The sequence below is a fragment of the Mucilaginibacter sp. PPCGB 2223 genome (assembly GCF_001705515.1).
Lineage (GTDB): Bacteria > Bacteroidota > Bacteroidia > Sphingobacteriales > Sphingobacteriaceae > Mucilaginibacter.
The window spans coordinates 1,453,374-1,478,485 of the sequence record NZ_MDJS01000001.1 but is presented as its reverse complement, the minus strand read 5'-3'; the positions used below and the strand labels follow the sequence as shown (position 1 = coordinate 1,478,485).

General features: G+C 44.1%; 19 protein-coding genes. 13 read left to right on the top strand and 6 right to left on the bottom strand.

Annotated features, from left to right (window positions below; all coding sequences use genetic code 11):
- Nucleotides 1-69: 69 nt before the first annotated feature.
- From nirD to BEL04_RS24740, 8 genes are all read left to right on the top strand, one after another.
- On the top strand, nt 70-420 hold the full coding sequence (gene nirD / locus BEL04_RS06355; protein ID WP_066001414.1) for a nitrite reductase small subunit NirD: 351 nt from the start codon (nt 70-72) through the stop codon (nt 418-420).
- Nucleotides 421-1,001: 581 nt separating this feature from the next.
- The gene (locus BEL04_RS06350; RefSeq protein WP_139112933.1) at nt 1,002-2,600 is read left to right on the top strand and encodes an alginate export family protein; all 1,599 of its coding nucleotides are present in this window, start codon (nt 1,002-1,004) and stop codon (nt 2,598-2,600) included.
- 24 nt (nt 2,601-2,624) lie between these two features.
- Nucleotides 2,625-3,842 (top strand): CmpA/NrtA family ABC transporter substrate-binding protein, encoded by a 1,218-nt coding sequence (locus tag BEL04_RS06345; RefSeq protein ID WP_066001411.1) that lies wholly within the window; start codon nt 2,625-2,627, stop codon nt 3,840-3,842.
- Nucleotides 3,843-3,930: 88 nt separating this feature from the next.
- Nucleotides 3,931-4,716: a nitrate ABC transporter permease gene (gene ntrB / locus BEL04_RS06340; RefSeq protein WP_083227781.1), complete on the top strand. Its 786-nt coding sequence runs from the start codon at nt 3,931-3,933 to the stop codon at nt 4,714-4,716.
- A 19-nt stretch (nt 4,717-4,735) separates the two neighbouring features.
- Entirely contained in the window at nt 4,736-5,617 is an 882-nt protein-coding gene (locus BEL04_RS06335; protein WP_083227780.1) for an ABC transporter ATP-binding protein, read from the top strand.
- Between the two features lie 10 nt (nt 5,618-5,627).
- Complete coding sequence (locus BEL04_RS06330; protein ID WP_066001410.1) at nt 5,628-6,938, top strand: NarK family nitrate/nitrite MFS transporter; 1,311 nt, start codon at nt 5,628-5,630, stop codon at nt 6,936-6,938.
- Nucleotides 6,939-6,948: 10 nt separating this feature from the next.
- Entirely contained in the window at nt 6,949-10,530 is a 3,582-nt protein-coding gene (locus BEL04_RS06325; RefSeq protein ID WP_066001409.1) for a nitrate reductase, read from the top strand.
- 11 nt (nt 10,531-10,541) lie between these two features.
- Nucleotides 10,542-11,996, top strand: a complete 1,455-nt coding sequence (locus tag BEL04_RS24740; RefSeq protein ID WP_066001408.1) for a rubredoxin — start codon at nt 10,542-10,544, stop codon at nt 11,994-11,996.
- A gap of 16 nt (nt 11,997-12,012) precedes the next feature.
- Here the strand turns inward: BEL04_RS24740 and BEL04_RS06315 are convergent, their stop codons facing one another.
- Complete coding sequence (locus BEL04_RS06315) at nt 12,013-13,431, bottom strand: L,D-transpeptidase family protein (protein WP_066001405.1); 1,419 nt, start codon at nt 13,429-13,431, stop codon at nt 12,013-12,015.
- Nucleotides 13,432-13,518: 87 nt separating this feature from the next.
- Nucleotides 13,519-14,766, bottom strand: a complete 1,248-nt coding sequence (locus BEL04_RS06310) for a PAS domain-containing sensor histidine kinase (protein ID WP_066001403.1) — start codon at nt 14,764-14,766, stop codon at nt 13,519-13,521.
- Nucleotides 14,767-15,034: 268 nt separating this feature from the next.
- Here BEL04_RS06310 and BEL04_RS06305 point away from each other — a divergent pair, with 268 nt between their 5' ends.
- From BEL04_RS06305 to hemN, 4 genes are all read left to right on the top strand, one after another.
- Complete coding sequence (locus tag BEL04_RS06305; RefSeq protein WP_066001402.1) at nt 15,035-16,222, top strand: PAS domain-containing sensor histidine kinase; 1,188 nt, start codon at nt 15,035-15,037, stop codon at nt 16,220-16,222.
- Nucleotides 16,219-17,271: a response regulator gene (locus BEL04_RS06300; protein WP_066001401.1), complete on the top strand. Its 1,053-nt coding sequence runs from the start codon at nt 16,219-16,221 to the stop codon at nt 17,269-17,271. Before BEL04_RS06305 ends, BEL04_RS06300 begins: the two co-directional genes overlap by 4 nt.
- 80 nt (nt 17,272-17,351) lie before the next feature.
- Nucleotides 17,352-17,795, top strand: a complete 444-nt coding sequence (locus tag BEL04_RS06295; RefSeq protein ID WP_066001399.1) for a hypothetical protein — start codon at nt 17,352-17,354, stop codon at nt 17,793-17,795.
- Between the two features lie 19 nt (nt 17,796-17,814).
- Complete coding sequence (hemN, locus tag BEL04_RS06290; protein ID WP_066003500.1) at nt 17,815-19,179, top strand: oxygen-independent coproporphyrinogen III oxidase; 1,365 nt, start codon at nt 17,815-17,817, stop codon at nt 19,177-19,179.
- Between the two features lie 198 nt (nt 19,180-19,377).
- Here hemN and BEL04_RS06285 read toward each other — a convergent pair whose 3' ends face one another.
- Nucleotides 19,378-19,722: a hypothetical protein gene (locus BEL04_RS06285; protein WP_066001397.1), complete on the bottom strand. Its 345-nt coding sequence runs from the start codon at nt 19,720-19,722 to the stop codon at nt 19,378-19,380.
- Between the two features lie 362 nt (nt 19,723-20,084).
- On the opposite strand from BEL04_RS06285, the gene BEL04_RS06280 reads away from it, so the two are divergent.
- Nucleotides 20,085-22,625, top strand: coding sequence for a PAS domain S-box protein (locus BEL04_RS06280; protein WP_139112932.1), 2,541 nt, complete (start codon nt 20,085-20,087; stop codon nt 22,623-22,625).
- Here the strand turns inward: BEL04_RS06280 and BEL04_RS06275 are convergent, their stop codons facing one another.
- From BEL04_RS06275 to ccoG, 3 genes are read right to left on the bottom strand one after another with little or no spacing between them, the layout of a single operon-like run.
- Entirely contained in the window at nt 22,626-23,312 is a 687-nt protein-coding gene (locus BEL04_RS06275; RefSeq protein ID WP_066001394.1) for a sulfite exporter TauE/SafE family protein, read from the bottom strand. It abuts the gene before it with no gap.
- Nucleotides 23,309-23,728 carry a FixH family protein gene (locus BEL04_RS06270; protein WP_066001392.1) on the bottom strand — a complete coding sequence of 140 codons (420 nt, stop codon included), beginning with the start codon at nt 23,726-23,728 and terminating at the stop codon, nt 23,309-23,311. Before BEL04_RS06270 ends, BEL04_RS06275 begins: the two co-directional genes overlap by 4 nt.
- Before the next feature lie 6 nt (nt 23,729-23,734).
- Nucleotides 23,735-25,105 (bottom strand): cytochrome c oxidase accessory protein CcoG, encoded by a 1,371-nt coding sequence (ccoG, locus tag BEL04_RS06265; RefSeq protein WP_066001389.1) that lies wholly within the window; start codon nt 25,103-25,105, stop codon nt 23,735-23,737.
- Nucleotides 25,106-25,112: the final 7 nt, after the last annotated feature.

Sequence of the window (25,112 nt, the reverse complement as noted above, 5' to 3'; positions counted from 1 at the left end):
TGCCCAAACCTGGTGAGGCCAGGTGATATGCTCCTGGTCTTCAAGGTTGGGTTATAAATTTTAAGAAATATGGAAACACTGATTGATATACAATGGCATATGGCATGTTATGCCGATGATATTCCGGAAAACGGAGGTGCGTGTGTTAAGTTGGGCAATGAGCAGATTGCGGTTTTTAATTTTGCCCGTCGCGGCGAGTGGTATGCCACACAAAATCTTTGCCCGCATAAACAGCAAATGGTGCTTGCCAGGGGTATGATAGGGAGCGCGGGCGATAACTGTGATCCGAAGGTGGCGTGCCCTTTTCATAAAAAAACTTTCTCGCTGTTAACCGGCGAGTGCCTCAGCGGCGACGATTATCAAATTAAAACCTACCCGGTTAAAGTTGAAGGTGGCAGGGTATTTATCGGGATCGCGTAATTCCCTCTTCTTAGGAGTCTTGATACCCTGGCGCCGCCCATCGGCGCCAGGGTATATAAAAAACAATACTTCTTGATCGATTTTCGTCTTTTTTTTTAAGAATTGTAGATTTTATGATCGATAAAATCGTATAATCATTAATTTTCTTTGTGTTTACCGCGTTTTTATCACCTTTTTTTCAAATGATTGACTAAAATTGACTGTTTCACGCGTTTTTAACATCGTTTTTGTAGCTTTTTTGTTATTTATCAATGAAAATAGATATGGTTTTGTGGGTATTTTTTTAATAAAATCATTTTTTACCATCAATTTTTGCTTTTTTAATTAATAAATTGTTAAAAAATCAATTTTAAAATGATTTATATCATATTAATTACTAAAAAATGTAAAAGTAATTGCAATTAAATGTTAATTCAGATATATTTATGGTAATTAATCGAGGTTAAAATTAAAAAAGGACATTATATGGATAAAAAAAGTTCGGGCTTTAACATCTAAACAAAAAAAGCCCCCGCCGGAGGTCGCATTCCGGGCGGGGGAAATAGTTCAAGTGCTTTAACAAACTCTAAAACTTAACTCAAATGTATAAAAATGTACTTAAACATTGCACGCTTTTTGCAATAATTGTATTTCTTGCTTGTTGTAGTTTTGTAACTCAAGCGCAAATTACCTTAACAGGCCAGCTGCGCACCCGCGCCGAAGACCGTAATGGTTATGCCAACCTGGTAGCTAACGACTCAAAAGATGGTGGCTTTATTTCACAACGTACCCGTTTAAATTTTGGTTATAAATGGGATAGGCTAACCTTTGGTGTCAGCGTACAGGATATCAGGGTGTGGGGAGGCGATGCATCTTCCATTTCAACAACTGATAACCGCTTATTTTTACACGAAGGCTGGGCTGAGCTTACCTTATTTAATAAGGCTGATACCACCATCGGCGCCAAGCTTTTTGATTTGATGACTCTGAAGATCGGCAGGCAGGAGTTGATCTATGATGACTCGCGCCTGATAGGAAACCTGGATTGGTTGCAACAGGCCCGTCATCACGACATGGCCTTACTGAAAACTATGCACCACGGCTGGCAGGTCGACCTCGGTTATGCCTTTAATCAAAATACCGATGCAGTTGGTGTAACCAACACCGATTACGTTCCCGGTAATATCCCTTTAACACTTAAAAACTCATTGGGCGTACTGGTTGCCGCTCCTGCCGGTTTGGTACCCCTGGCTGCCGGTGGCAGTGCTGCCAATAATAGCTCGAAGACTGGCACGCCGGTTTACGCTAATGCGCCAAGCACCAATGGTGCAACCCAGGATTATAAATCGTTCACCAGTTTATATATCAGTAAAAAATTCAATCAAACTAAATTCTCAGCGCTGTTTTTTAACGATAATTTCGGCAAATACCGCCTCGATTCGGCAGGCAGTGCAGCTACGGGCTATGTTTACGGGCGCAGGTTTGTACCCAGCGGAACAACCGATACTTACGACTATTCGTCGGTACACCGTTATACCTATGGTTTGATGGTTAACCATACTTTGGGTAATGCTTCCGATTTTGGAAAGTTTGCCTTGCAGGCCGCTTATTATCAGCAATCGGGTGTCGATCGTGATAACATAAGTTTAGACGCTTATCATTATACCGTTGCCTTAACCTATCAAAAAGGCAACTGGAGTTTTACGCCTGGTTATGATGTGTTGTCGGGTAATGATGCTGTTAACCCATCTGGAAAAGATAATCGTTTTGATCCATTATACGGTACACCGCATAAATTCTGGGGATACATGGATTATTTCTATGCAGGCAGCGGCTCGCCGGCCGGAGGTTTAAATAACCCCTATTTCAAGATCAAATATGCTACCAATACACTGTCGGTAGGATTGGATATCCACTCCTTCTCCTTAAATAAGGATATGAAAAAAGCTGATGGTACAGTGATCGATAAAAGCCTGGGCAAAGAGGGCGATCTGGTAATCAATTATACTATGAACAAATTCACCAACATCGAGTTTGGTTATTCGATAATGAAAGCTACCGATAGTATGCCATTTGCCAAAGGCCAGGCTACAACGGATGCTGTTGCGGCAACCTTTAATAAATCGGCTAATTGGGCGTACGTCATGTTCAAGTTTACGCCCGACTTTTTTTATAGCAAACCGGTAGCTATTAAACAATAATCAAACGTATTTAAAAGCAAGATCATGACTCAAAATATCAATCAAAAATCAAAATCCCTTTTAATATGCACGTTGTTGTTGGTGCTGGTTAATTCAATAGCAGGTGCTAACCCGCCAAAGCGTGTTGTAAAACTGGGTTTTATCCCGCTGACAGATTGCGCGCCTTTGGTTATAGCGAAGGAGATGGGCTTTTTTACCAAGTATGGCGTAGATGTGCAACTATCAAAAGAAGCATCGTGGGCAGTTGTTCGCGATAAAATTTTGAACGGTGAACTGGATGGCGCACATTGCCTCTTCTCAATGCCATTTTCGGTATATACGGGTATAGGCGGTAAGGCCGGTTCGGAAATGAGAATAGCTATGACGCTGAATAATAATGGCCAGGCTATCACCTTATCGAAGGATTTTTGCGGAATAGTCGGTTTTAAGGACCTGAAAAAAGTTGCCGGCGCCGTAAAAGAACTTAAGGCGCGTAAGGAAGTAACCTTCGCTATGACATTCCCGGGTGGTACGCACGATATCTGGTTGCGTAACTGGTTAGCCGCGGCCGGCGTTAATGCAAAATCGGTAGGTATCATCACTATTCCGCCCCCGCAGATGGTTGCCAACATGAAAGTTGATAACATGGAGGGTTTTTGCGTTGGCGAACCATGGAATGGTGTTGCCGCGACACAAGGCATTGGCTTTACACATATTGCCAGCCAGGATATCTGGAAAAATCACCCCGAAAAAGCACTGGTTGTAAATAAAGCTTTCTCCGAATCGGATAAGGAAGATCTGAAAAATGTGATGAAAGCGCTTATTGAAGCCTGTAAATGGCTGGATGTAATGAGCAACCGTAAAAAGGCAGCGCTGTTTTTGAGTCGCCCTAATTATGTAAACGCCCCGGTGCAGGTGATTGAAGCCAGGTTAATGGGATCGACAGAGATAGGCTGCGATTTAGGCGTACAGAAATATAAGGACGATTACATGTTGTTCTATAATAATGGTATGGTAAATACGCCAAAAGTATCGTACGGAATATGGTTTATGACGCAATATATGCGCTTTGGGATGCTGAGTACGGCGCCGAATTACCAGCAGATATCGCAGAAACTGATCATGAGTGACCTGTATGCCGAAGTTGCGAAAAGCATGGGCGTGCCTGTTCAGGAAGATATGAAGCCGTTTAAAACTAATCTGGAAACGATAACATTCGACCCGAATAACCCGGCAGCATACCTGGCAGGTGCAAAAAGATAGTTTAGTTAGTAAATGAGGTGATCAGGATATTGCCGGAGTAATTCCGGCAAGTCCTTTTCAAAGTAAAACGAATATTAAATTTTTCGATATGAAGGAATTATTTTCAACTAAATCGCTACTTGGGATACTGTATTTTGTTGCAGGTATGATCATACTTGGGGGTATTTGGGCATTGGTTTCAAAGCTTACCAAAAACGAGATCCCTAACCCACAGGCTACCTGGCTTGTGTTTAAAGAGGTAATGCACCAGCCTTTTCAAAATGATCCTGACTATAAAGGTGTTGGCACTAAATTGTTAAGTTCATTAACCAGGGTTGCCATAGGTTTTGGCCTGGGTAGTTTGGTTGCTATCCCGTTGGGTTTATTAATGGGCAGCAGCAAAATAGCCATGAAGATGGTCAACCCTATCGTGCAAATTTTAAAACCGGTATCGCCATTAGCCTGGTTTCCACTGGGTTTGGCCATATTTCAGGATTCGCCCAAGGCCAGCATCTTCATGATATTTATCTGCTCGGTATGGCCAACATTGATCAATGCGGCGTTCGGGGCATCGCATATCCCGCAGGATCATAAAAACGTGAGCAAAGCTTTTGGTTTCTCCACCTGGAAATATCTCACCAAAATATTACTGCCTTTCAGTTTGCCGCATATTATTACCGGTCTGCGCCTTTCGATAGGTGTTGCATGGATGGTTATTGTAGCCGGCGAAATGCTTTCGGGCGGCCAGGGCCTTGGCTATTTTGTATGGGAAGAGGGTTTTAATGGCGGCAATATCGCCAAGATACTCGTCGCAATTATTATTATCGGTTTAGTGGGGTCTTTATTAGATAAATGTTTTACCTGGTTGCAGCAGCGATTTTCGTACGCGGTTTAACCTATAAATATTTGATTTTATGAGTACAGTAACAATCAACACAGATCAGGACAATATCGGGGTGGTTGCCGACGAGCTTCTGAAACAAGCCGTTGCCGAAACCAGTATCGAAGTGAACAATGTAAGTGTAAGCTTTAAAACGCCCGGGGGCATTTACACCGCCATAAAAGATATTGATCTTACGGTGCAAAAAGGTGAGATCGTTTCGTTGATAGGGCATTCGGGTTGCGGCAAGTCGACATTGATGGGCGTTATCAGCGGGATGGTGAAGCCAACCCAGGGCGAAGTAATCGCCAATGGAAAGAAAGTAAACGCGCCCGGGCCCGACAGGGGTATCGTCTTTCAGAATTATTCCTTATTGCCCTGGCTCAGCGTTTATAAAAACATCTTCGTGGCTGTCGATTCGGCATTGAAAGATAAAACAACAGCCGAGAAAATGGCGCTGGTTGAAACTAACCTGAAAATGGTTAACTTATGGGAGCATAAAGACAAGCTGCCGGGTCAACTATCGGGCGGGATGAAGCAGCGCGTAGCTATTGCCCGTGCTTTTTCAATCAATCCGAAAATATTATTGCTCGATGAGCCTTTTGGCGCATTGGATGCCTTAACCAAAAGTACGATGCATGTAGAACTGTTAAAACTGTGGGTAATGGATAACCGCCAGAAAACCATCGTGATGGTTACCCATGATATTGAAGAAGCCATCTTCCTGTCGGACAGGGTAGTGGTGATGAACAACGGCCCGGCCGCGACCATCAAAGAAATTATAGACGTGCCTTTGGGCCGCCCGAGAAACAAAAAAGACATTGTACACGATCCGGCGTACATGAAGATTCACGATAAGCTGCTGAATTTACTGATCGATAAATTCTCAATTGCCGATATAACTATAGAACAATAAAAGCATATCTATGACTAATACAGCAAAACCATTAGATAAATTAAAGATATTCAGTTTATCGGGTATCCAGATGAAGACATTCCATATTACCTGGCTGATGTTTTTTGTCTGCTTTTTCGGTTGGTTCGGCCTTGCACCGCTGATGCCCACCATCCGCGTCGAATTAGGTTTAACCAAAGGCCAGGTAGGGAATATCATTATCGCTTCGGTGGCATCAACCATCATTGCGCGCCTTGTTATCGGTAAACTATGTGATGTTTGGGGGCCGCGTAAAACTGCGGTAAGGTTACTGATCGTAGGCTCGATACCTGTGTTCTGCGTTGGTTTGGCACATAGTTATACTACTTTTTTATTGTTCAGGTTGGCCATAGGCATCATAGGCGCCTCTTTTGTGATTACACAATACCATACATCACAAATGTTCGGGCCTAAAATAAAAGGTACAGCCAACGCGGTAACAGGTGGCTGGGGCAACCTCGGCGGGGGGGTAACCAACATGGTAATGCCTCTGATATTTGCTGCCATTGTAGGCTTGGGATTCACCAAGGGCGAGGCATGGCGTTATGCCATGATCGTGCCGGGTACGATCATGCTCATTATGGCCCTTATTTATTACAAGTATACTAAAGATACTCCCGCCGGGAACTTTGACGAGATAGGGCATTCAAAGCACGAAGCTAAAAAAACTGATTGGAGTGTATTAGCCGATTGGCGCGTATGGGCGCTTACTTTAGCCTATGCCTGCTGTTTTGGCATGGAACTGACGTTTGATAACGTGGCCTCGCTGCATTTTGTGGATAGTTTCCAATTAACGCAAAGCTCGGCAGGTTTTTGGGCGGGCGTGTTTGGTTTTATGAATATTTTCGCCCGCGCTTTAGGTGGAGTCGTGTCCGACAAAGTGGGCGATAAATTTGGTATGCGTGGCAAGGGTTTGCTTTTGGCGGGTGTGCTGTTGCTCGAAGGCATAGGCCTTATTGTATTTGCGCAGGCCGGTTCGCTTGCATTCGCTATTATATCCATGCTCACCTTTGCATTATTCCTGAAAATGTCAAACGGGGCTACCTATGGCATTGTGCCTTTTATTAATACCAAAAATGTTGGCCTGATAAGCGGCATTGTTGGTGCAGGTGGTAACCTTGGCGGGATGCTTTTTGGTTTCCTGTTTAAATCCAGCAATATTACTTATACACAGGCATTTACTTGTATCGGCTTTGCCGTGATTGCTGTTTCGGCAATTATCCTGTTAACCCGTTTTACCAAGGTTTTTAAGCACGGCGAAGAAATTTCGCAGGAGAGTCTGGCTGTTGCCGAAGTTGTTTAAAATAATTTGCATGTCGGGCAAGAACAAGTTAAATAATCAGTTAACCACAACCTGCTGCTATTGCGGCGTTGGTTGTGGTTTGCTGTTAAATAAAGGCAAGAATAACACGGTTACCCTGCAGGGTAACCCCGATCACCCGGTTAATAAAGGTATGCTGTGCAGCAAAGGTATGAACCTGCACCACACTGTAAACGACAGGAGCGACCGGCTGCTTTACCCGCAGATGCGGTATAATAAAAATATGCCCATGCAGCGCGTAAGCTGGGATGACGCTTTTACACGCACTGTAGCGGTTTTTAAAACATTTATCGATAAATACGGCCCCGACAGCGTAGCTATCTACGCCTCGGGGCAGTGCCTGACGGAGGAATATTACGTGCTTAACAAGCTGATGAAAGGCTTTATAGGCAGTAATAATATCGATACCAACTCGCGGTTGTGCATGAGCAGCGCCGTGGCTGCGTACAAACTGGCTTTGGGAGAAGATAGTGTGCCTATCTGTTACGATGACATTGAATTGGCTGATTGTTTTTATGTTACCGGCGCTAACCCGGCCTGGTGCCATCCCATTTTGTGGCGGCGCGTAGAGGCGCATAAACAAGCCAATCCCAACGCAAAGATCATAGTGGTCGATCCCCGTATGACGGATACCTGCTCCATAGCTGATCTTCATTTGCAGATAAACCCCGGAACGGATATCACCCTGAATCATGCCATTGGCAGGGCTATTATTGAAAATGGGGACATCGACCTCGATTTTATAAATAACCACGCCGAAGGCTTTGAGCAGTATAAAGAACTTGTTTTTAAAACAACTGTTGGGCAGGCATCCATGATTTGTGGTGTTGCCGAAGCTGATATCCGGCTGGCGGCACAGTACATCGGCAATGCCAAAGGTTTTATTTCGATGTGGACGATGGGGCTTAATCAGAGCGCTATCGGGGTGAACAAAAACCTGAGCCTGATCAACCTTAACCTCATAACCGGGCATATTGGTAAACCCGGATCAGGGCCTTTCTCGCTTACCGGCCAGCCCAATGCTATGGGCGGACGCGAGGTTGGAGGTTTAGCGAATCTGCTGCCAGCGCACCGCGAGCTGAAAAACCCAGCACACCGGCTCGAAGTGCAGCAGTTTTGGGGCGGCAAACCTATCGGCGAAAAGCCAGGGCTCACAGCCACCGAAATGTTCGAAGCCCTGAATGATGGCCGCCTAAAAGCTATTTGGATAGTGTGTACCAACCCGATGACGAGCCTGCCGAATGTGCGGCTGGCCGAAGAAGGTTTAAAGAAAGCCAAATTTGTTGTGGTACAGGATATCACCAACAAATCTGAAAGTTTGCAGTATGCCGACGTGATACTGCCCGGTGCAGCCTGGGCTGAGAAGGAGGGTACCATGACCAATTCCGAACGCCGCATCAGCTACCTCAATAAGATTATCGATGCACCCGGCGAGGCGATGCCCGATGCTGAAATCATCTGCCGTTTTGCACAAAAAATGGGTTACACCGGTTTTGATTTCGAAAACGCCGCTGCAATATATGCCGAACACGCCGCGCTTACTGCAGGTACTAATGCTGATGTGAGCGGTTTGAGCCACGATATTTTAAAACAGGTTAAAACCGCACAATGGCCGTATCCTAAACCGCCGGCAACTGAAAAGGCCATCGGTAAAAAGAAGGCGCTTAATAAACCGGTCGAATCACCACTGCCGTTATTTAAAGGTACGTCGCGTTTGTTTACCGATCATCAATTTTATACGCCATCGGCTAAAGCTATTATCCATGCGGTGCCCGACGATAACACCAGCGAACGGCCAACTGCCGATTACCCGTTTATACTCACCACGGGCCGCATCCGCGATCAATGGCATACCATGAGCAAAACCGGCAAGGTAAACAAGCTTAATCAACACATTAAACAAGCATTTTTAGAGATACACCCCGCCGATGCCCGCCGGTTAAATATTAGCGAGAGTGAGGTAACTGTAATCCGCTCAAAAAGGGGCGAAGTACGGGTTAAAGCTAAAATTAACGAGGGCATTAAGCAGGGTGTGGTGTTTATGCCCATGCATTGGGGCAAGATATTAGGTAACGATCTGAACCGCGCCAATAACCTGACCAGCGACCGGGTAGACCCTGTATCAAAAGAGCCCGACTTTAAATTTTGCGCGGTTAATATTCAGAAATACAAAAAGCCTTTTCAGCGTATCATAATTGTAGGAGCCGGGGCGGGAGCACATGGCTTTGTACGCTCGTACAGGGAAATCAATCCCGACGATGAGATCACGATCTTCAGCAAAGAAGACCTGCCGTTCTATAACCGTGTTATGCTGCCCGATTACATCAGCGGCGAGCAACGCTGGGAGCAACTGGTTAAAATGACGGATGAAGAGGAACCAGCCTTCAAAATAAACCTGCTGCGAGGCGTAAGCGTTGAAAAGGTAGATCGCAAAAATAAATTTGTGATCGATTCGCGGGGGATTAAAACCTATTACGATGTTTTGATCATGGCGACCGGCAGCCGTGCGGCAATACCTCGCAATGTACCGGCCTTGCCCGGCATATTCAGTATGCGAAGCCGCGCCGATGCCGACAACTTTAAGGCGCATATTTCGACAAATGCGCATGTAGTGATTGTTGGCGGTGGTTTACTGGGTTTAGAAATGGCGGCTTCATTGCGCGAGATCGGCGTGAGCATAACAGTGATCCAACGGACTTCACGTTTTTTAAACCGCCAACTGGATGCCTTAGGCAGCCAATTGCTGCATGAAGAAATGGTAGACCAGGGCTGCGATGTTTATTACGATGATGAGGTGCAGCTTTACTACGGTCGCAGCAAGCTAACCGGTATCGGTTTAAAAAGCGGTACACGCATCAATTGCGATGCCGTGATACTGGCTATAGGTACCACGCCGAACCTTGAATTGGCCAAAAATTGTGGGTTGGAGTGTAAACGCGGGGTCATTGTAAATAATTACCTCCAAACCAGCGACCCCGATATTTACGCCATTGGAGAGATCGCCGAGTTTGAAGGCACGCTTTACGGCATTACAGCCGCTGCTGAGCAGCAGGCCGAAGTTGTTGCGCGCTACTTAAACGGCGATATTGCCAGCTATTATAAAGGCAGCCTGTTTATGAACATTATTAAGATACACGGTTTTGATCTGTGCAGTATCGGCCTGTCTGAATGCCCCGATGATCAGGAGTACGAGGAGATTACATTTATAGATAAGGCCCAGCGTTATTATAAAAAATGTATTATCCATCGCGACAGGCTGGTGGGTACGATACTGATCGGCGATAAAAGCGAGTTCCAGGAGTTCAGGGAACTTATCGCCAACAAAACCGAACTGAGCGATAAGCGCATGCAACTATTGCGCAGCAACACTAAAGCTGAACCTGTAATTGGTAAGCTGGTTTGCAGCTGCAATAATGTCGGGCAGGGCAATATCGTCAATAAAATAGCCGAAGGCTGTACCGATTTCAAACAGCTGTGCACTTTAACAGGGGCCGGCATGGGTTGCGGTTCGTGCAGACCGGAAGTAAAAAGGTTGCTGGATGAAGCAACTGTGTTAGAAACGATAACTAATTAATACGATGCCGGATGAAGCACACTATCAAGATTAATTTACCGGGGGGTATTGTGCCGGCAGGCGAATTGCTGGATATTTTGATTGCTGTTCAAAACGCAGGTGTTAAAAATGTACGCTTTGGTAACCGGCAACAGTTATTGTTTGAGGTAGAGGCGGCAGAGTTGGAGGATGTAAAGAACGACCTGTTAATATCAGATATCGAGTATGAAACAGATCGCGAAGATCACCCCAATATTGTCAGCTCGTATGTTACCGAAGATATTATTTATAATGCGAGCTGGCTTAAGGAAGGGGTTTATAAGGATATCCTGGATCTGTTTGACTACACACCTCGCTTAAAAATAAACCTGGCCGATAACTCGCAGACCTTTATCCCGTTTTTTACAGGTAACCTGAACTTTATCTCGTCGGATGTAAGCAACTTCTGGTACCTGTATGTACGCTTTCCCAAAACCAATATCTTATACTGCTGGCCATCGCTTATCTATTCGGAAGATATACCTGGTATCAGCAAATTAATAGAAGGTGAGATACTGGGTAATCGCGGTTTGTTTTACGATAAGCCCGAAATCGACGGTGCTTTATTGCACACAAAAATTGGTCATAAGCATGGTTTCCTTCTTCAGGCGCTTGAATCTCCGTTGCTGCTGCCCGAATTTCATTTGCCTTTTTACGAGGGGTTTAACCGTTATGGCAATAGTAAACTGTGGCTCGGCATATATCGCCGCGGCGAATTGTTCCCGGTAGGGTTTTTAAAAGATATATGTAGCCTTTGTATCGAAACAAGGATAGGGCAGCTGTACACTACTCCATGGAAATCTATCGTAATAAAAGGTATCGAGCAGGCGGAGCGTACCGCCTGGGGAGTTATTTTGAACCGGCACCGCATCAATGTAAGGCATGCCGCCAACGAGCTGAACTGGCAGGTAGAAGAACTTTGCGACGAAGGTCTCGGGCTTAAACGCCAACTTGTGAAAGACTTTGAAGAGGCCGACATCCGTACTTACCGTTTATGCTTTGCTGTTAAGACTAAGCCTAAATCGGGTTTGTTTGGTTCGGTAATTATTAATAAACAGCGCACCGGCAAGGCAGGTGAGATTTTTGAAATAATGCACACCCGCGATTTTAACCCCAATTCGAAAGATTTTGTAATTTTTAAACGCGATATCTTAAAACAGGATATCAGTCCGAACTTAATTAAGCTTTGCGACCAATTTTACGAATTGCAAAATACCGAAGGTTCAAAAAGCAAAACTTCGGTAATAGAATCTGAAACCGAGGGCGGGGAGGCTACCGTTTATCAATGCAAAAATTGCCTGACGATATATGACGAAGACTATGGCGATGAATTAAACAATATAGCATCAGGTACAAGATTTGATGCTATCCCGTATTATCGATGTCCAACCTGTGATTCTCCGGGGCACGATTTTATTTTACAGACCAGGCCGTCGGCTTCTGCTTAATGTGACGGGTAAAATACTACCTGCGGCTCAGAATATTGTTTACCCCATAAATTGCCATTTCGAGCGATTTATCAAGGTTGTACGGATCATCAAAAGTAACCAGTATTCCATCTTTCACCATGCATGTTAGGTAGGTTACATATATTGGTACAGGCCTTTTTAATGTGAAATTTGTTTTTTTGTATCTGGATATTGTTTTTCGTAACAAATCTATCTTGTTTGCCGAGCCATCATTTTGTAATAATAGCACAGCAAGGTTTTCAGCATGTTCTACACGTATACAACCGTGGCTAAAGGTCCGTTTATCTGAAGCAAATAGCTGTTGTTCAGGAGTATCGTGCAGGTATATATCGTAAATATTATCAAACCTGAAAACTATGCTGCCGAGGGCATTGTCGCAACCGGCAGATTGCTGGATATGAAACGCTGACGGATGTTTTTTTATTTCGGTAAGATTAGCAACCGTTCCTGGCACATAGCCACCGTTTTTATTGTAAATTGTAAAGTGATTATTGGATAAATAAGCCGTGTCGGCCAGTGCTTTGGGCAACAGTTCTTTTACAAATATCTTTTGTGGCACCCGCCATTCGGGTGAGGTAGTAAAATACCTGATGGCACTTGATAGAGTAGGTGTCGGCGTTGCAGGTTTGCCAACTACAACTTTAAAAAGATAAGAAGTATCAGGTCGGTAATAGGTTAAGGTATACGATGGAATATTGATCTGTATATAAGTACTATCGTCCGGGCTATCCCAGCGCAGCCGTTCCATATCTACAGCCAGTCTGCGTACATCGGCCTCTGGCACCTCATAACAATCGTCGAGATATAAGCTTTTTAACAAATGTAGTTGCTCCTGCATATCTGCATAAAGTTTGTTTTGGGGCTGTACAGCTGCAATATCCGATATAAGGCTCTTATGATCAATAACTGTATTTAGGTATACGTCAGCCTGGAGGTTACCTTTTAGGCCATTGTCAATCTGTATGGTCAGATAATAAGGATTAAGCTTTCCGTAGTGCAGATAGTTCATAAAAGTGATTATTGCGTCGGTAAGCAATATATCGAAATGTGCCTTTTCGCTTACCGGGGTTTGCACTGCATCCATAATATTGTGCAACTTGCTGTAAAGCAATTCGGCCGGATGAAAATCGTTGTGCGATAAGCCGAATTGGAGTACGCAATCTATCATCAGCATAGCCTGCCATGCCCTGCCTGTTTCGTTCTGCGGGCCTATCCAGGCAGCGGCGAAGCCACGTTGTTCATAAAACCGTATTACTGAATGAGGGAAATATAACGACGATTCTGCTTGTCGGCCGGTCAGTTGAATTTGTATCTGACGTGTTAATGCGCTGTCTGTATCGTGGTTCTGCCTGTTTACCGTTGCACCTGCTGTCAGGGCCGTAAGCAAAAAAACTATGCTGATAACTGCTTTCATAATCTTTATACTGGTTAGCATAAAGTTGACAAATACAACGCAGCCAGATAATGACCTGTGTCATCCCGGGCGTTGACAGCGGGTACACTATCCACATTCCTGGTTTGTTGGCTCAAAAGCGGGGTGTGTCGTCGATAACCGCTCCATTTGGTGTACCGGGAAGGACAGGGTAAATGAGGTGCCTTTGTGCTGCATGCTTTCAAAAGTAATGCTGCCGTTCATCAGTTCGGCATAGCGTTTAACAATGTTTAAGCCAAGTCCGGTACCTTGAACCGTGCCCGTATTTTGTGCTCTGAAAAACGCCTCGAACAATTTATCGTGCTCGTCTTCGGGTATACCTATGCCATTATCTTTAACAGTTATATAGTAATTTTGCTGATCAACATCTGTTATAATGTCAATCTGGCCGTTTTCGTCAGAATATTTAATGGCGTTTGATAGAAGGTTGATCAGGCAATGCCGTAACAAGGTATTATCCAGGCAAATATTTGTACTGCCGCGTTTGTGGTGGTAGGATATTTTCTGACCATCTTTGATCTGCAACTGCATTTCCTCGATAACTTCGAGGCAAATCTCGTGCAGGTCAAAATTACTGTACGATGGCTTGAGCTTCCCGGCTTCTATACGTTCGACGGATAAAAAATCGTTTAGTATTGATGTCAGGTCGCCCACCGCAGCCTTGATTTTTTTTAAATGATTCAATATTTTTTGTTTGTCGAGTTTATCGTAGTAATGTTCGATTAGTGATGCAGAGAGCTGTATGCCGCTAAGTGGCGTCCTAAACTCATGCGACGCCATCGAAACAAAACGTGTTTTCAGCTGATTCACCTCCTTTTCCTTTTGAAGTGAGATGCTTACTTCATCTTTTGCCTGTTCGAGTGTTTGCACAATATTTTTCAAAAAAACAGTCCGCTCGTCTACAATGGCTTCCAGTTCGCTGTTATGTTTTTTTAAATCTGCTTCGGCCCGCTTTTCTTTGGTCAGATCGTGCACGAGGCCGGCATATAACGGTTTACCTTTGTATTTTGCCTCGCTTACCGCTAATCTTATCGGAAATATAGTGCCATCTTTTTTTACAGCTGTAACTTCGCGGCCCTTCCCAATAATTGCGGCCTTGCCGGTTATTTGATAGTGCGAAAGATAATGGTCATGCTGGTGCGCATCGGCCTTTTGCATCAGCATATTTATTTTTTGTCCGATGAGTTCATCCTCTGTATATCCAAAAAGGGTTGATACAGCTGGATTTACAAACATGATGATACCATGATGATCGATAACGATAACACTATCGACAACATTTTGTATAATGGCTTTTAACAAGGTAGCCTTGCTCATTGCTTTAAAGTTTAGGTAAGTAAAGCTATTTGTAGCAGGCCAAAAAAAAAATGATAGCGTGTGTTGTAAAATGTGATAATTATCAAACCGGCAAAATCTTCACGCAAAAGGAAAAGCAAAAGACCCATAAAACAGCAGCTTTTTTGGGCTTTATGAAGCGTTTTAAATAAAAAGTGATGTGGATCACTTTTTTACCTGAAAATAATTACTTTTTGAGTGATATACATTTCCAATATTTGTGATAACAATCATCAAACTGCTTATACTTATGGAAAACGCTGCCCTGTTGAAAGCAATTATTGAAAATGCAATAGATGGCATTATTACTATCGATGACAGGGGTAGGATAGAGTCTATTAATCCTGCAGCATGTAAACTTTTTCAATGCGAACCGGGTGAGGTAGTCGGGCAAAATGTGTCGGTTTTAATGCCGTCGCCAGACAGGGAGCAGCACGATCAATATATTGCAAGGTATCAGCACACCGGCGAACCGCATATCATTGGCAAGGGCCGCGAAGTAAAGGGGTTGCGTAAAGACGGAACTGTGTTCCCCTTCCGGCTTGGGGTTAGTGAAGTGCAGTATTCGGGCCGGAAGATATATACCGGTTTTATACACGATCTGACCCGCGAAAAAGAAGCCGAAGAAACATTAAAAGAGTACGCCCTGCATTTAGAAGAATTAGTTGAGCAGCGTACCCGGTCGTTAAAAAAATCGGTGCTGGAACTCGAAATAGCCAAAGAAGAAGTAAGCCTCTCTTTGGAAAAAGAAAAAGAGCTGGGCCAGTTAAAGAGCCGCTTTGTATCTATGGCGTCGCACGAGTTTCGCACACCATTGAGCGCGGTACAATTATCGGCATCGCTTATTGATAAATATGCTGCACCATTTGATAACGCTAACATTACCAAACATGTTATTAAAATAAAAAATGCGGTGAGTAACCTGACCACTATCCTGAATGATTTCCTTTCACTCGAAAAACTGGAAGCTGGTAAGGTTGAGCCAACCTTCGTCAACTTTGACCTGGTCAAACTGGCCGAAGAGATCACCGAAGAAATGCAGATGGTGGCCAAACAAAACCAGAGTATTATTTACCAGCACACCGGCACCCATAGTGTGATCAAGCTCGATCCTAACCTGCTTAAAAACTGTGTTATCAATTTAATAGGGAATGCAATCAAGTATTCGGGCGAAAACACGTTCATCGAATTCAATACCGAGATCAGCTCTTCAGACTGTATCATCACCATTAAAGATAATGGCATCGGCATACCTGAGACTGATCAAAAGCATTTGTTCGAAGCCTTTTTCAGGGCGCACAACACAGGTAACATACCCGGAACAGGGCTGGGCCTGAACATAGTTGCCCGTTATACAAACTTAATGAATGGCCGCATCGGCTTTAAAAGCGACATAAACCAGGGAACATTATTTACCATTTCATTTTCATTATCATGAGTAAAAAAGTACTGATTATTGAAGACAACAACGATATCCGCGAAAACGTGGTTGAGATACTGCAATTGGCAGGCTATGAGGTTTTTGAAGCCGGAGATGGTAAGAATGGCGTCGATATTGCGACAAAAAACCTGCCCGATATTATACTTTGCGATATTATGATGCCCGAACTGGACGGTTACGGCGTATTGTATATGCTCAATAAAAATCCCGAAACAGCAACCATACCGTTCATCTTTTTAACTGCAAAGGCCGAGCGGCTGGATCTGCGTAAAGGAATGGAAATGGGTGCCGATGATTATCTGACGAAGCCCTTCGACGACATGGACCTGTTAAACGCCATCGAAAGCCGTTTGAAAAAGAAAGAGGTTCAGCAGAAATATTACAGCCGCTCGCTGGATAGCCTGGGTACACTTATAGCAAAAAATAATGGCCTTGCCGAGCTTAAAAAAATAATACAGGAGCGTAAAAGCAGACAGTTTAAAAAGAACCAGGTGATTTATTACGAGGGTGATAGAGGTAATGGCCTGCATATAGTTTTAAGCGGCCGGGTAAAAACGGTTAAACTGGCCGAAGACGGACGCGAACTGATGACAGGTATTTATGGAAATGATAACTACCTGGGCATACATGCCATGCTGGCTAACGAGGCCTATAGTGATACGGCTACAGCTTTGGAAGACAGTATGCTGTGCCTTATACCGAAAGATGTGCTCGACCCGCTGCTAAATCATCATCCCGAGGTGGCACGCGAGTTTATCAAATTACTGGCAGCAGATATCCGCGAAAAGGAAGAGCAACTTTTACAATTGGCCTACAACTCGGTACGCAAGCGCATGGCCGAGGCCATTTTGCGCCTGCACAGGCAACAGGCTATCCCTACGGAGAACTTCCGCATAAGCCGGGAGGACCTTGCAGCCATGGCGGGTATGGCTACCGAGACGGTCAGCCGTACCCTGTCGGATTTTAAAGAAGAGGGGTTGATAGAGAAAAAAGGTAGTATCATTACCATACTTGATGAAAAACGCCTTATGCGTATGAAAAATTGACTTAGGTCACTTTTTTGGATGATGCAACTCATTCTGCAAGCCATCGATACGCGGTAATTTTGTTTAATAAATTATTGCGAATGAAAGCGGTAGCCTACAGTGTAAAAGCATACGAAAAAGAATATTTGGCCAGGGCCAATCGGAAAAAACACGATATAACATTAATATCCAACCCCTTAAGTGTAGAAACGGTTGCTTACGCAAAGGGAAAAGATGCTGTGATTGTTTTTACCGATGACGATGTATGGGCCCCTGTTATTGAAAAGCTGGCGTTGATGGGCATTCGGTTCATCGTAACACGTACTGCCGAAACGGATCATATAGACAGGAATGCCGCGTTACGGTTTGGCATTAAAATATCCAATGTGCCGGGCTACGCTGCAGGCGCCAGCCAGTTGCCCGAAGTTTTACAGCAAATAGCCGATCAAACCATTTCGAACCTCGATCTGTGGCAAAACAACAAATGCGTTGGCGACGCATGTGCGTGTGCGCGTAACTGCCGCACCAATGCCCCTAACATCTAATCATTCTAAAAGCATGACCATGTTACCGCATCAGCTGGCAGGCAAATATAACGTCGCTGCTCCGCGTTATACCAGCTATCCAACAATGCCCTACTGGCATGTTGATTCATTTGATATTAGCCAGTGGAAACAATCTGTCAGGCTGTCTTTCGACGAAACCAACACAACCGAAGGGATAAGCCTTTATCTGCATTTACCATTTTGCGAAAACCTTTGCACCTATTGCGGCTGTAACACCCGCATAACAAAAAACCATGGTGTTGAGGTTCCGTATATCAACGCTTTATTAAAAGAATGGCAAATGTATCTCGATGTATTTGAAGCCGTACCGATTATACGCGAGATCCACTTAGGTGGCGGCACGCCTACTTTTTTCAGCCCGGATAATTTAAGAATGCTCATAAACGGCATTCTCCAAAAAGCCAAAGTGCACCCGTCGGCTGCTTTTAGTTTTGAGGGGCATCCAGCTAATACCACTACCGAACATCTGCAAACCTTATACGATCTGGGCTTCAGGCGTGTAAGCATCGGTATACAGGATTTTGATCCCCAAGTCCGCTTTATCATCAACCGCGATCAGAGTTTCGAACAAGTTAGAGATGTAACCATAGCTGCCCGCCAAATAGGCTATACTTCTATAAACTACGATCTGATATATGGCCTTCCCCTGCAAACAACCGAAGGGCTGATCAATACCGTTCAACTGGTGGCACAATTGCGGCCAGATCGGATAGCGTTTTACAGCTATGCGCATGTGCCCTGGATTAAACCCGGGCAGCGGCGGTTTACCGAACAGGATTTGCCCGACGCACCACAAAAAGCTAAGCTATACGAGGTTGGCCGCAGCATGTTTGCAACCTACGGCTACGAAGAAATAGGTATGGATCATTTTGCTTTACCGCAGGATGAATTGAGCATCGCCCAAAAGAATGGCACACTGCACCGCAATTTTATGGGTTATACCACCCAGCAAACCCAATTGCTTATCGGGCTTGGGGTATCGGCCATCAGCGATTCGGGCTATGCCTTCGCACAAAATGTAAAGATGGTTGAAGCCTACCATGCTTATATTGATGATAACCAGCTGCCGGCATTTAAAGGCCACGTTTTAACAAAAGAAGATAGTGTTATCCGCAATCATATTTTTAATATTATGTGTAAAGGAGAAACAAAGTGGAACCTTTTTGCCGAACCCTGTATGGCATTAGTGCAGGCTGTTGAACGCCTTGAGCCTTTGGCAACAGACGGACTCGTCGAATTGCACTCCTCAGGTCTGAAAGTTACTCCACTTGGTAAACGATTCCTTCGGAACATCTGTATGGCGTTTGACGCAAGGCTCTGGAATGACAAACCTGCAACCCAGCAATTCAGCATGGCTATTTAAAGTAATGGAGGATTAGTCTTCTTCGCTTAGTACTAAAATCATTTTAAAACGGTTTCTTTCTGATCTTCCTGGTAGTAACTATCGGGCTTTTTGCATTCACCAGGTACGGTTCAGATGGATAAAAAAAGCTGTTAACGCATTCGCGTTAACAGCAACTAAATCAAACACACTATTTATTGTTAAAATTGGGGAAAGGAATTACAGCAGAAAAATAAGCAGCATAATTAAATGCGCCATAATACTGATAGCAAACAGGGTAAGGGTTGTGCGGATATTTGAACCACCCATACCTGCTATAAAGTTTATAAAAAATAATACCAGTGTAATGCCCAATACAAAAACAGGGGCGTTAAAATAATAGATGAGCAGCGCAGGCATTGGTAAAAATAATACGCCCTGCGATATAAGTGATATCATAAACCATAAGGTTTTGCGTGGCGCCTGGCTATCGGCAAGTGTGAGCCATTTGTTCCATAATGACAGGTGTTGCGCCTCGCTTGCTAAGTCGTTGCTCAATCGAACATTTGTAGTTAAAGTAGTCATGCTTAATACATTTTGATATAGCAAAAATGCGCAACAGATTGAACATAAGGCATGAGAAAGCGCACCGGATAAAATGACTTAAATCACTTTTTGAGAATTTTTCTGCATCCGGGCAGAAAAAGAAACGGTATGCAGCCTGAGCTGGATCACTGCAATAAAAAGAGACTTATAATATAAGTTAAGAAATATATTTACAACTAAACATTGGTTGTCGTTAATGTATTTCTAATTTAAAAAATGACCTATAATTAAAGTTGTGATTTTGTTTGATATTGTATTGTATAATCAAAATAATAATTACATTTAATAATATTAAATCACCGGAGTATAACCGGGTATTGCTCTACTTCATAACTGTTAATATGGCACAACGTAAAAGCCCCGGGGGGCATCGCGAAGAGCCTATGAAAAAACACATTGTCGGTAACGACATTCATTTCCGAAAACTGATTGAAAACAGTTATTCGGGGATAACATTGCTCGATGGGCACCTAAGAACAATTTATCACAGCCCGTCCGCCGAGCGTATCGCTGGTTGGGATAATGCCTCACAAGCCAGTGAAACAATAGATCAGTTGATCCACCGGTCCGATCAGGCGCTGGTAAAACAAGTTCTTCAGGACGTATTGTCGAACCCGGGGCTTCCGCAAACATGCACGTTTCGCTCCAGGCATTATCAGGGACATTATCTATGGCTTGAATGTACCTATACCAACATGCTTGCCGAAGACGGCGTAAACGCCATTGTTTGCAATTTTCACGACATCACCAGGCAAAAGGAAGCAGAGCTGTTATTGCAGCAAACCGTGAATGAGTTGTCGGCATATAAGTACGCCCTTGACGAATCGGCAATAGTAGCTATTACCGATCAAAAAGGTATTATCAATCATGTAAATAATAACTTTTGCAGGATTTCAAAATATGAGAGGCACGAGTTAACCGGGCAGGATCACCGCATCATTAATTCGGGTTACCACGATAAAGCATTCATCCGTAACATGTGGGCAACCATTGCTAACGGTAAAGTATGGAAAGGTGAGTTAAGAAACAAAGCGAAAGATGGAACCTATTATTGGGTAGATACGGCCATAGTGCCATTTCTGGATGAGCGCGGCAAACCATATCAATATGTAGCTATACGATCGGATATAACAGAACGCAAGTTAAACGAAGAAAAAATTGCCGCAAGTGAGCGTTTCTTTAAGGCCATTACCAACAACCTGCCGGCAATGATAACCTATTGGGATACTGATCAGCGATGTTTATTTGCCAATAAAAAGCTATTGGATTGGTTTGGCACATCGGCAGACAATATTCTGGGTATGCACAAAAAACAGCTGATGGATGCTGCAGAATATGAAAATTGCGAACCCCATATTCGCGCTGTTCTGCAAGGTAAGCCGCAAAGCTTTTACCGTTCGTTCCATAAGGGGGATGACGAAACTATTTATACCCATACCCAATATGTGCCCGATGTTCAAAATAACCTTGTGCAAGGCTTTTACTCGCTCATATGTGACTATACCGAAGTAAGGAAGGCTGAGATGAAAATAGCCGAGAAGAACAGGCAGATCGAAAACCTGCTCGAAAACATCACCGATGGTTTTATAGCTTTAGACAATAACCTGTGTTTTACCTATGGTAATAAACATATCGAACAGATATTCGGCGAGCAAGCGCAAAACATGATCGGGAAAAATATATGGCAGCTTTTTCCGGATATGGTAGGAACGCCAACCTGGAATGCCATACATGAGGCTCTTGAAGAAAAAAAATACATTTGTAATGAGGACTACTTTACGCCGCTTAGTTTATGGCACGAAAACAGGATATATCCATCGAACGAAGGTCTGTCTGTTTTTATCAGAGACATTACACAACGCAGAGAGGAAGAAAAACACCTGCGGCTGCTTGAATCGGTAATAACCAATACCACCGACGCGGTGTTGATTACCGAAGTATCGCCGCTTGACGAGCCAGGTCCGGGTATTATCTACGTCAACAATGCATTCACACGGATGACAGGATATACATCCGAAGAGATCCTTGAGAAAACCCCGCGCATCCTCCAGGGCCCTAAAACCGATAAACAGGAGCTAAAGCGTTTACGCAACGCATTGGAAAAGGCCGAGTCGTGCGAGGTAACTACGGTAAATTATAAAAAGAACGGTGAAGAGTTCTGGATCAACTTTTCGGTTAGCCCGGTGAAGGACGCGAGCGGGCAAAACACCCACTTTATAGCCATCGAGAAGGACATAACGCAGGCAAAAAACGAAGAACTGCAAAAGCTAAAATTAGCCGAAGAGATTGCGGAATCGTTAAAGGAAAAGAATACCGTTTTAGAAAGTATTGGCGATGCATTTTTTGCCGTCGACAAAAACTGGGTGGTAACTTACTGGAATAACATGGCCGAGAAAATATTAAAAACACCCAAGGAACAGATCGTAGATAAAAACCTATGGGATGCATTTTCGGCTGCGATAGGTTCAGAATCGTATATCAGATACCACGAAGCAATGCGCACCAATAAAAGCCGGCACTTTGAAGATTATTACCTGCCGCTTGATCAATGGTTCGAAGTAAGTGCCTATCCATCCGAGCATGGCTTATCGGTTTATTTTAAGGATATTACAGAGCGAAAAAAATCCGAATTGCAGTTGCAGATACTTAACAAGAACCTGCAGGATCAGAACGAAAAGCTAAAAGAGATATCGTGGATGCAATCGCACGTAATACGGGCCCCGCTCTCCCGAATTATGGGGCTGTTAACGCTGTTGCAGGATGGTGATGCGCATGAAAAGGATTTAACTCTTACCTTCCTGGTGCAATCGGCAAACGAGCTGGACGATGTGATCAGGAATATCGTTGATAAAATCATCGAATGCGAAATATACCGACGATGATTAACCGCAGGCGTTGGTAAGATGTGTTAACGGCGCACTTAAATATGGAATATTTATGCCTGCTGACCTTAGTATGAACCAGAAGCCGAGCAATACCATAAAGTAGGGTATGGCTTTATTTATCCGCCTGCGAAACACCGGACCAATATAGCCCGAACCTATGGTGGCCGCGAGCATTAACGGAAAGGTACCTGTCCCGAACCATAACATGTACTGCGCCGCGCCGATGGATGAGGCCGTATTAATTGCACCCGCAAGCGCTAAATAAACAAAACCGCAGGGCAGCAAACCATTGAGCATTCCTATGATCAGGTGCCCCGCTTTGTGCTGTAAAGCATGGGATAATAAACGATTGACAGGAGCAAAGAAAAAGGATGAAACACGGCTGCTGCCTATAGTAAGTTTCAACATGCGCGACAGGCCGGCAATGATGATCAACAACCCGCTGATGAAGCCAATAATTTGCTGAAGACCCAATACCCAAAGTTGCTTGCCAACCAGGCCGATCAACAATCCTAAAAATACATAACTTATAATGCGGCCAAGGTTGTATATAATCTTGTCGGCTAACACAAGCCACCAGCGTTCGGTTGAAACAGGGATAGCAAACGCCAGCGGGCCGCACATGCCGACGCAATGTATGCTGCCAAACAAGCCGATAAAAAAAGCGATTTGATTAGCGCTCATTTCAGATAAAATTTTTGCTGATACAGGTAAGCCTTGTTATTGCTTTTCCAATCGATAACTACTTGCCACTCACCATCAGGAATATTCTGCCGCGATAGTAAAAAAACGTCACCATTGGTATTGAACTCATATTCGCGATCCAGGTGTGCGTCGGATGGCCGTACAAATTTTACCACGCCTTTTGCCGGCACCGTAAAAGTGAGGGCCACAGCTTGTCGGTCGGCAGTTATAACCGGTCGGGCATTGTCTATTGTTACCTGCCGTTCTTTGTTAAAGTCGTTATTAAACGACAGACCTTTTTCATAGTATTGATGATCGTAGCCATCTTCGGGTACAGTAAACATGTAAATACCCATCCCGATGATAAAAAGCATGAAAGCGATCATGCCTCCGATAATTCCTTTTCCCCAGTTCATTTTTTTTTAATTTACAGGTCCGATAAATGCGGTGTTAACAGTCTCAATTAAACGATTGTCCATCCAAAGCTGCAGATGGATATCTGTTTTAGCAGTATGGATATTTGTTTGCGGCACCATCATAAAAAAAACAGCTTTCGCCGATAAGCCGCTGCCTATCGTTCCCGGAGCCTGTATATATTTTATTTTGATGGATGGGTCATCCGGTTTAATAGCGATGATATGTTTCCTGTCGGTTTTGTTAATGATATCGGCATTGTAAATATTGCTGATATAACCACCTTTTTGCTCCTGGTATAACAGTCCGGCGCTGCGCATTACGGTCATATCCATATCGGTACGGCTAAATACGAAGTAACTTAACACGCCCAATAAAACCACAATAACCGCAGTATAAGCCTTCATCCTCAAAGTGAAAGATAGTTTTTCGCCAACCCGTATCATATTTTCCGAATAAAAGCCGATCAGGTTGCGGGGCTTATGAATTTTATCCATTACCTGGTCGCAGGCGTCAATGCAAACAGTGCAGTTAATACATTCTATCTGGGTGCCTTTACGTATATCGATCCCGGTTGGGCAAACTGCCACACACAGGCCGCAGTCAACGCAATCGCCCCTGGGGTTTACCGGATCGGGTATGCGTTCAAGTTTGCCGCGGGGTTCGCCTCTCACATCGTTATAAGCAACAACCAGTGTGTGCTCATCTATCAATACGCTTTGTAATCTGCCATACGGGCAGATCACCGTACAAACCAGTTCGCGCACCTGGCTATATACCAGGTAAAACACGGCGGTAAATACCCAGATACTTAAAAAGCCCACCCAATGCATACTCACCGGCTCGGTAATTATCCTGATGAGGCCCTGGCTGCCAATGATATAAGCCAGAAAGGTATTGGCGATTAAAAAGGAAAGTACAATAAAAGCCAGGTGTTTGCCACCTTTTTTTACTATTTTTTCGTTGGTCCACGGGCTTGCATCAAGCTTTTTTCGTTTGTTGGCGTCACCTTCTATCCATATCTCAATCTTGCGGAAAACCATTTCCATAAAGATGGTTTGCGGGCATATCCAGCCGCAGAATATACGGCCAAACGCTATGGTAAATAATACCACGCACACCAAAAAGAACAGTGATGCCAGCATGAAAAGAAAAATGTCCTGGGGCCAGAAAACCTGGCCAAGCAGGACGAACTGGCGGTCCACAAAATTCAGCATCAACAATGGCTGACTATTGATGCGTAAGAACGGACCCGTAAAAAAGAAGATCAAATAAACATAGCTTAACCGGGCACGCCATTTATAATAGGTGCCTTTTTTTACTTGTGGATACATCCAACGCCGTTGGCCACTTTCTTTTGCGTTAAGCAATGCGTTCATGTTCGGG

Coding starts and splice junctions, on each gene's coding strand:
- BEL04_RS06325 (WP_066001409.1), top strand. CDS start 6,949: ATGTCGGGCAAGAACAAGTTAAATAATCAGTTAACCACAACCTGCTGC.
- BEL04_RS06330 (WP_066001410.1), top strand. CDS start 5,628: ATGACTAATACAGCAAAACCATTAGATAAATTAAAGATATTCAGTTTA.
- BEL04_RS06300 (WP_066001401.1), top strand. CDS start 16,219: ATGAGTAAAAAAGTACTGATTATTGAAGACAACAACGATATCCGCGAA.
- BEL04_RS24740 (WP_066001408.1), top strand. CDS start 10,542: ATGAAGCACACTATCAAGATTAATTTACCGGGGGGTATTGTGCCGGCA.
- nirD (WP_066001414.1), top strand. CDS start 70: ATGGAAACACTGATTGATATACAATGGCATATGGCATGTTATGCCGAT.
- ccoG (WP_066001389.1), bottom strand. CDS start 25,105: ATGAACGCATTGCTTAACGCAAAAGAAAGTGGCCAACGGCGTTGGATG.
- BEL04_RS06310 (WP_066001403.1), bottom strand. CDS start 14,766: ATGAGCAAGGCTACCTTGTTAAAAGCCATTATACAAAATGTTGTCGAT.
- BEL04_RS06275 (WP_066001394.1), bottom strand. CDS start 23,312: ATGAGCGCTAATCAAATCGCTTTTTTTATCGGCTTGTTTGGCAGCATA.
- BEL04_RS06335 (WP_083227780.1), top strand. CDS start 4,736: ATGAGTACAGTAACAATCAACACAGATCAGGACAATATCGGGGTGGTT.
- BEL04_RS06295 (WP_066001399.1), top strand. CDS start 17,352: ATGAAAGCGGTAGCCTACAGTGTAAAAGCATACGAAAAAGAATATTTG.
- BEL04_RS06315 (WP_066001405.1), bottom strand. CDS start 13,431: ATGAAAGCAGTTATCAGCATAGTTTTTTTGCTTACGGCCCTGACAGCA.
- BEL04_RS06305 (WP_066001402.1), top strand. CDS start 15,035: ATGGAAAACGCTGCCCTGTTGAAAGCAATTATTGAAAATGCAATAGAT.
- BEL04_RS06350 (WP_139112933.1), top strand. CDS start 1,002: ATGTATAAAAATGTACTTAAACATTGCACGCTTTTTGCAATAATTGTA.
- ntrB (WP_083227781.1), top strand. CDS start 3,931: ATGAAGGAATTATTTTCAACTAAATCGCTACTTGGGATACTGTATTTT.
- BEL04_RS06345 (WP_066001411.1), top strand. CDS start 2,625: ATGACTCAAAATATCAATCAAAAATCAAAATCCCTTTTAATATGCACG.
- BEL04_RS06285 (WP_066001397.1), bottom strand. CDS start 19,722: ATGACTACTTTAACTACAAATGTTCGATTGAGCAACGACTTAGCAAGC.
- BEL04_RS06270 (WP_066001392.1), bottom strand. CDS start 23,728: ATGAACTGGGGAAAAGGAATTATCGGAGGCATGATCGCTTTCATGCTT.
- hemN (WP_066003500.1), top strand. CDS start 17,815: ATGTTACCGCATCAGCTGGCAGGCAAATATAACGTCGCTGCTCCGCGT.
- BEL04_RS06280 (WP_139112932.1), top strand. CDS start 20,085: ATGGCACAACGTAAAAGCCCCGGGGGGCATCGCGAAGAGCCTATGAAA.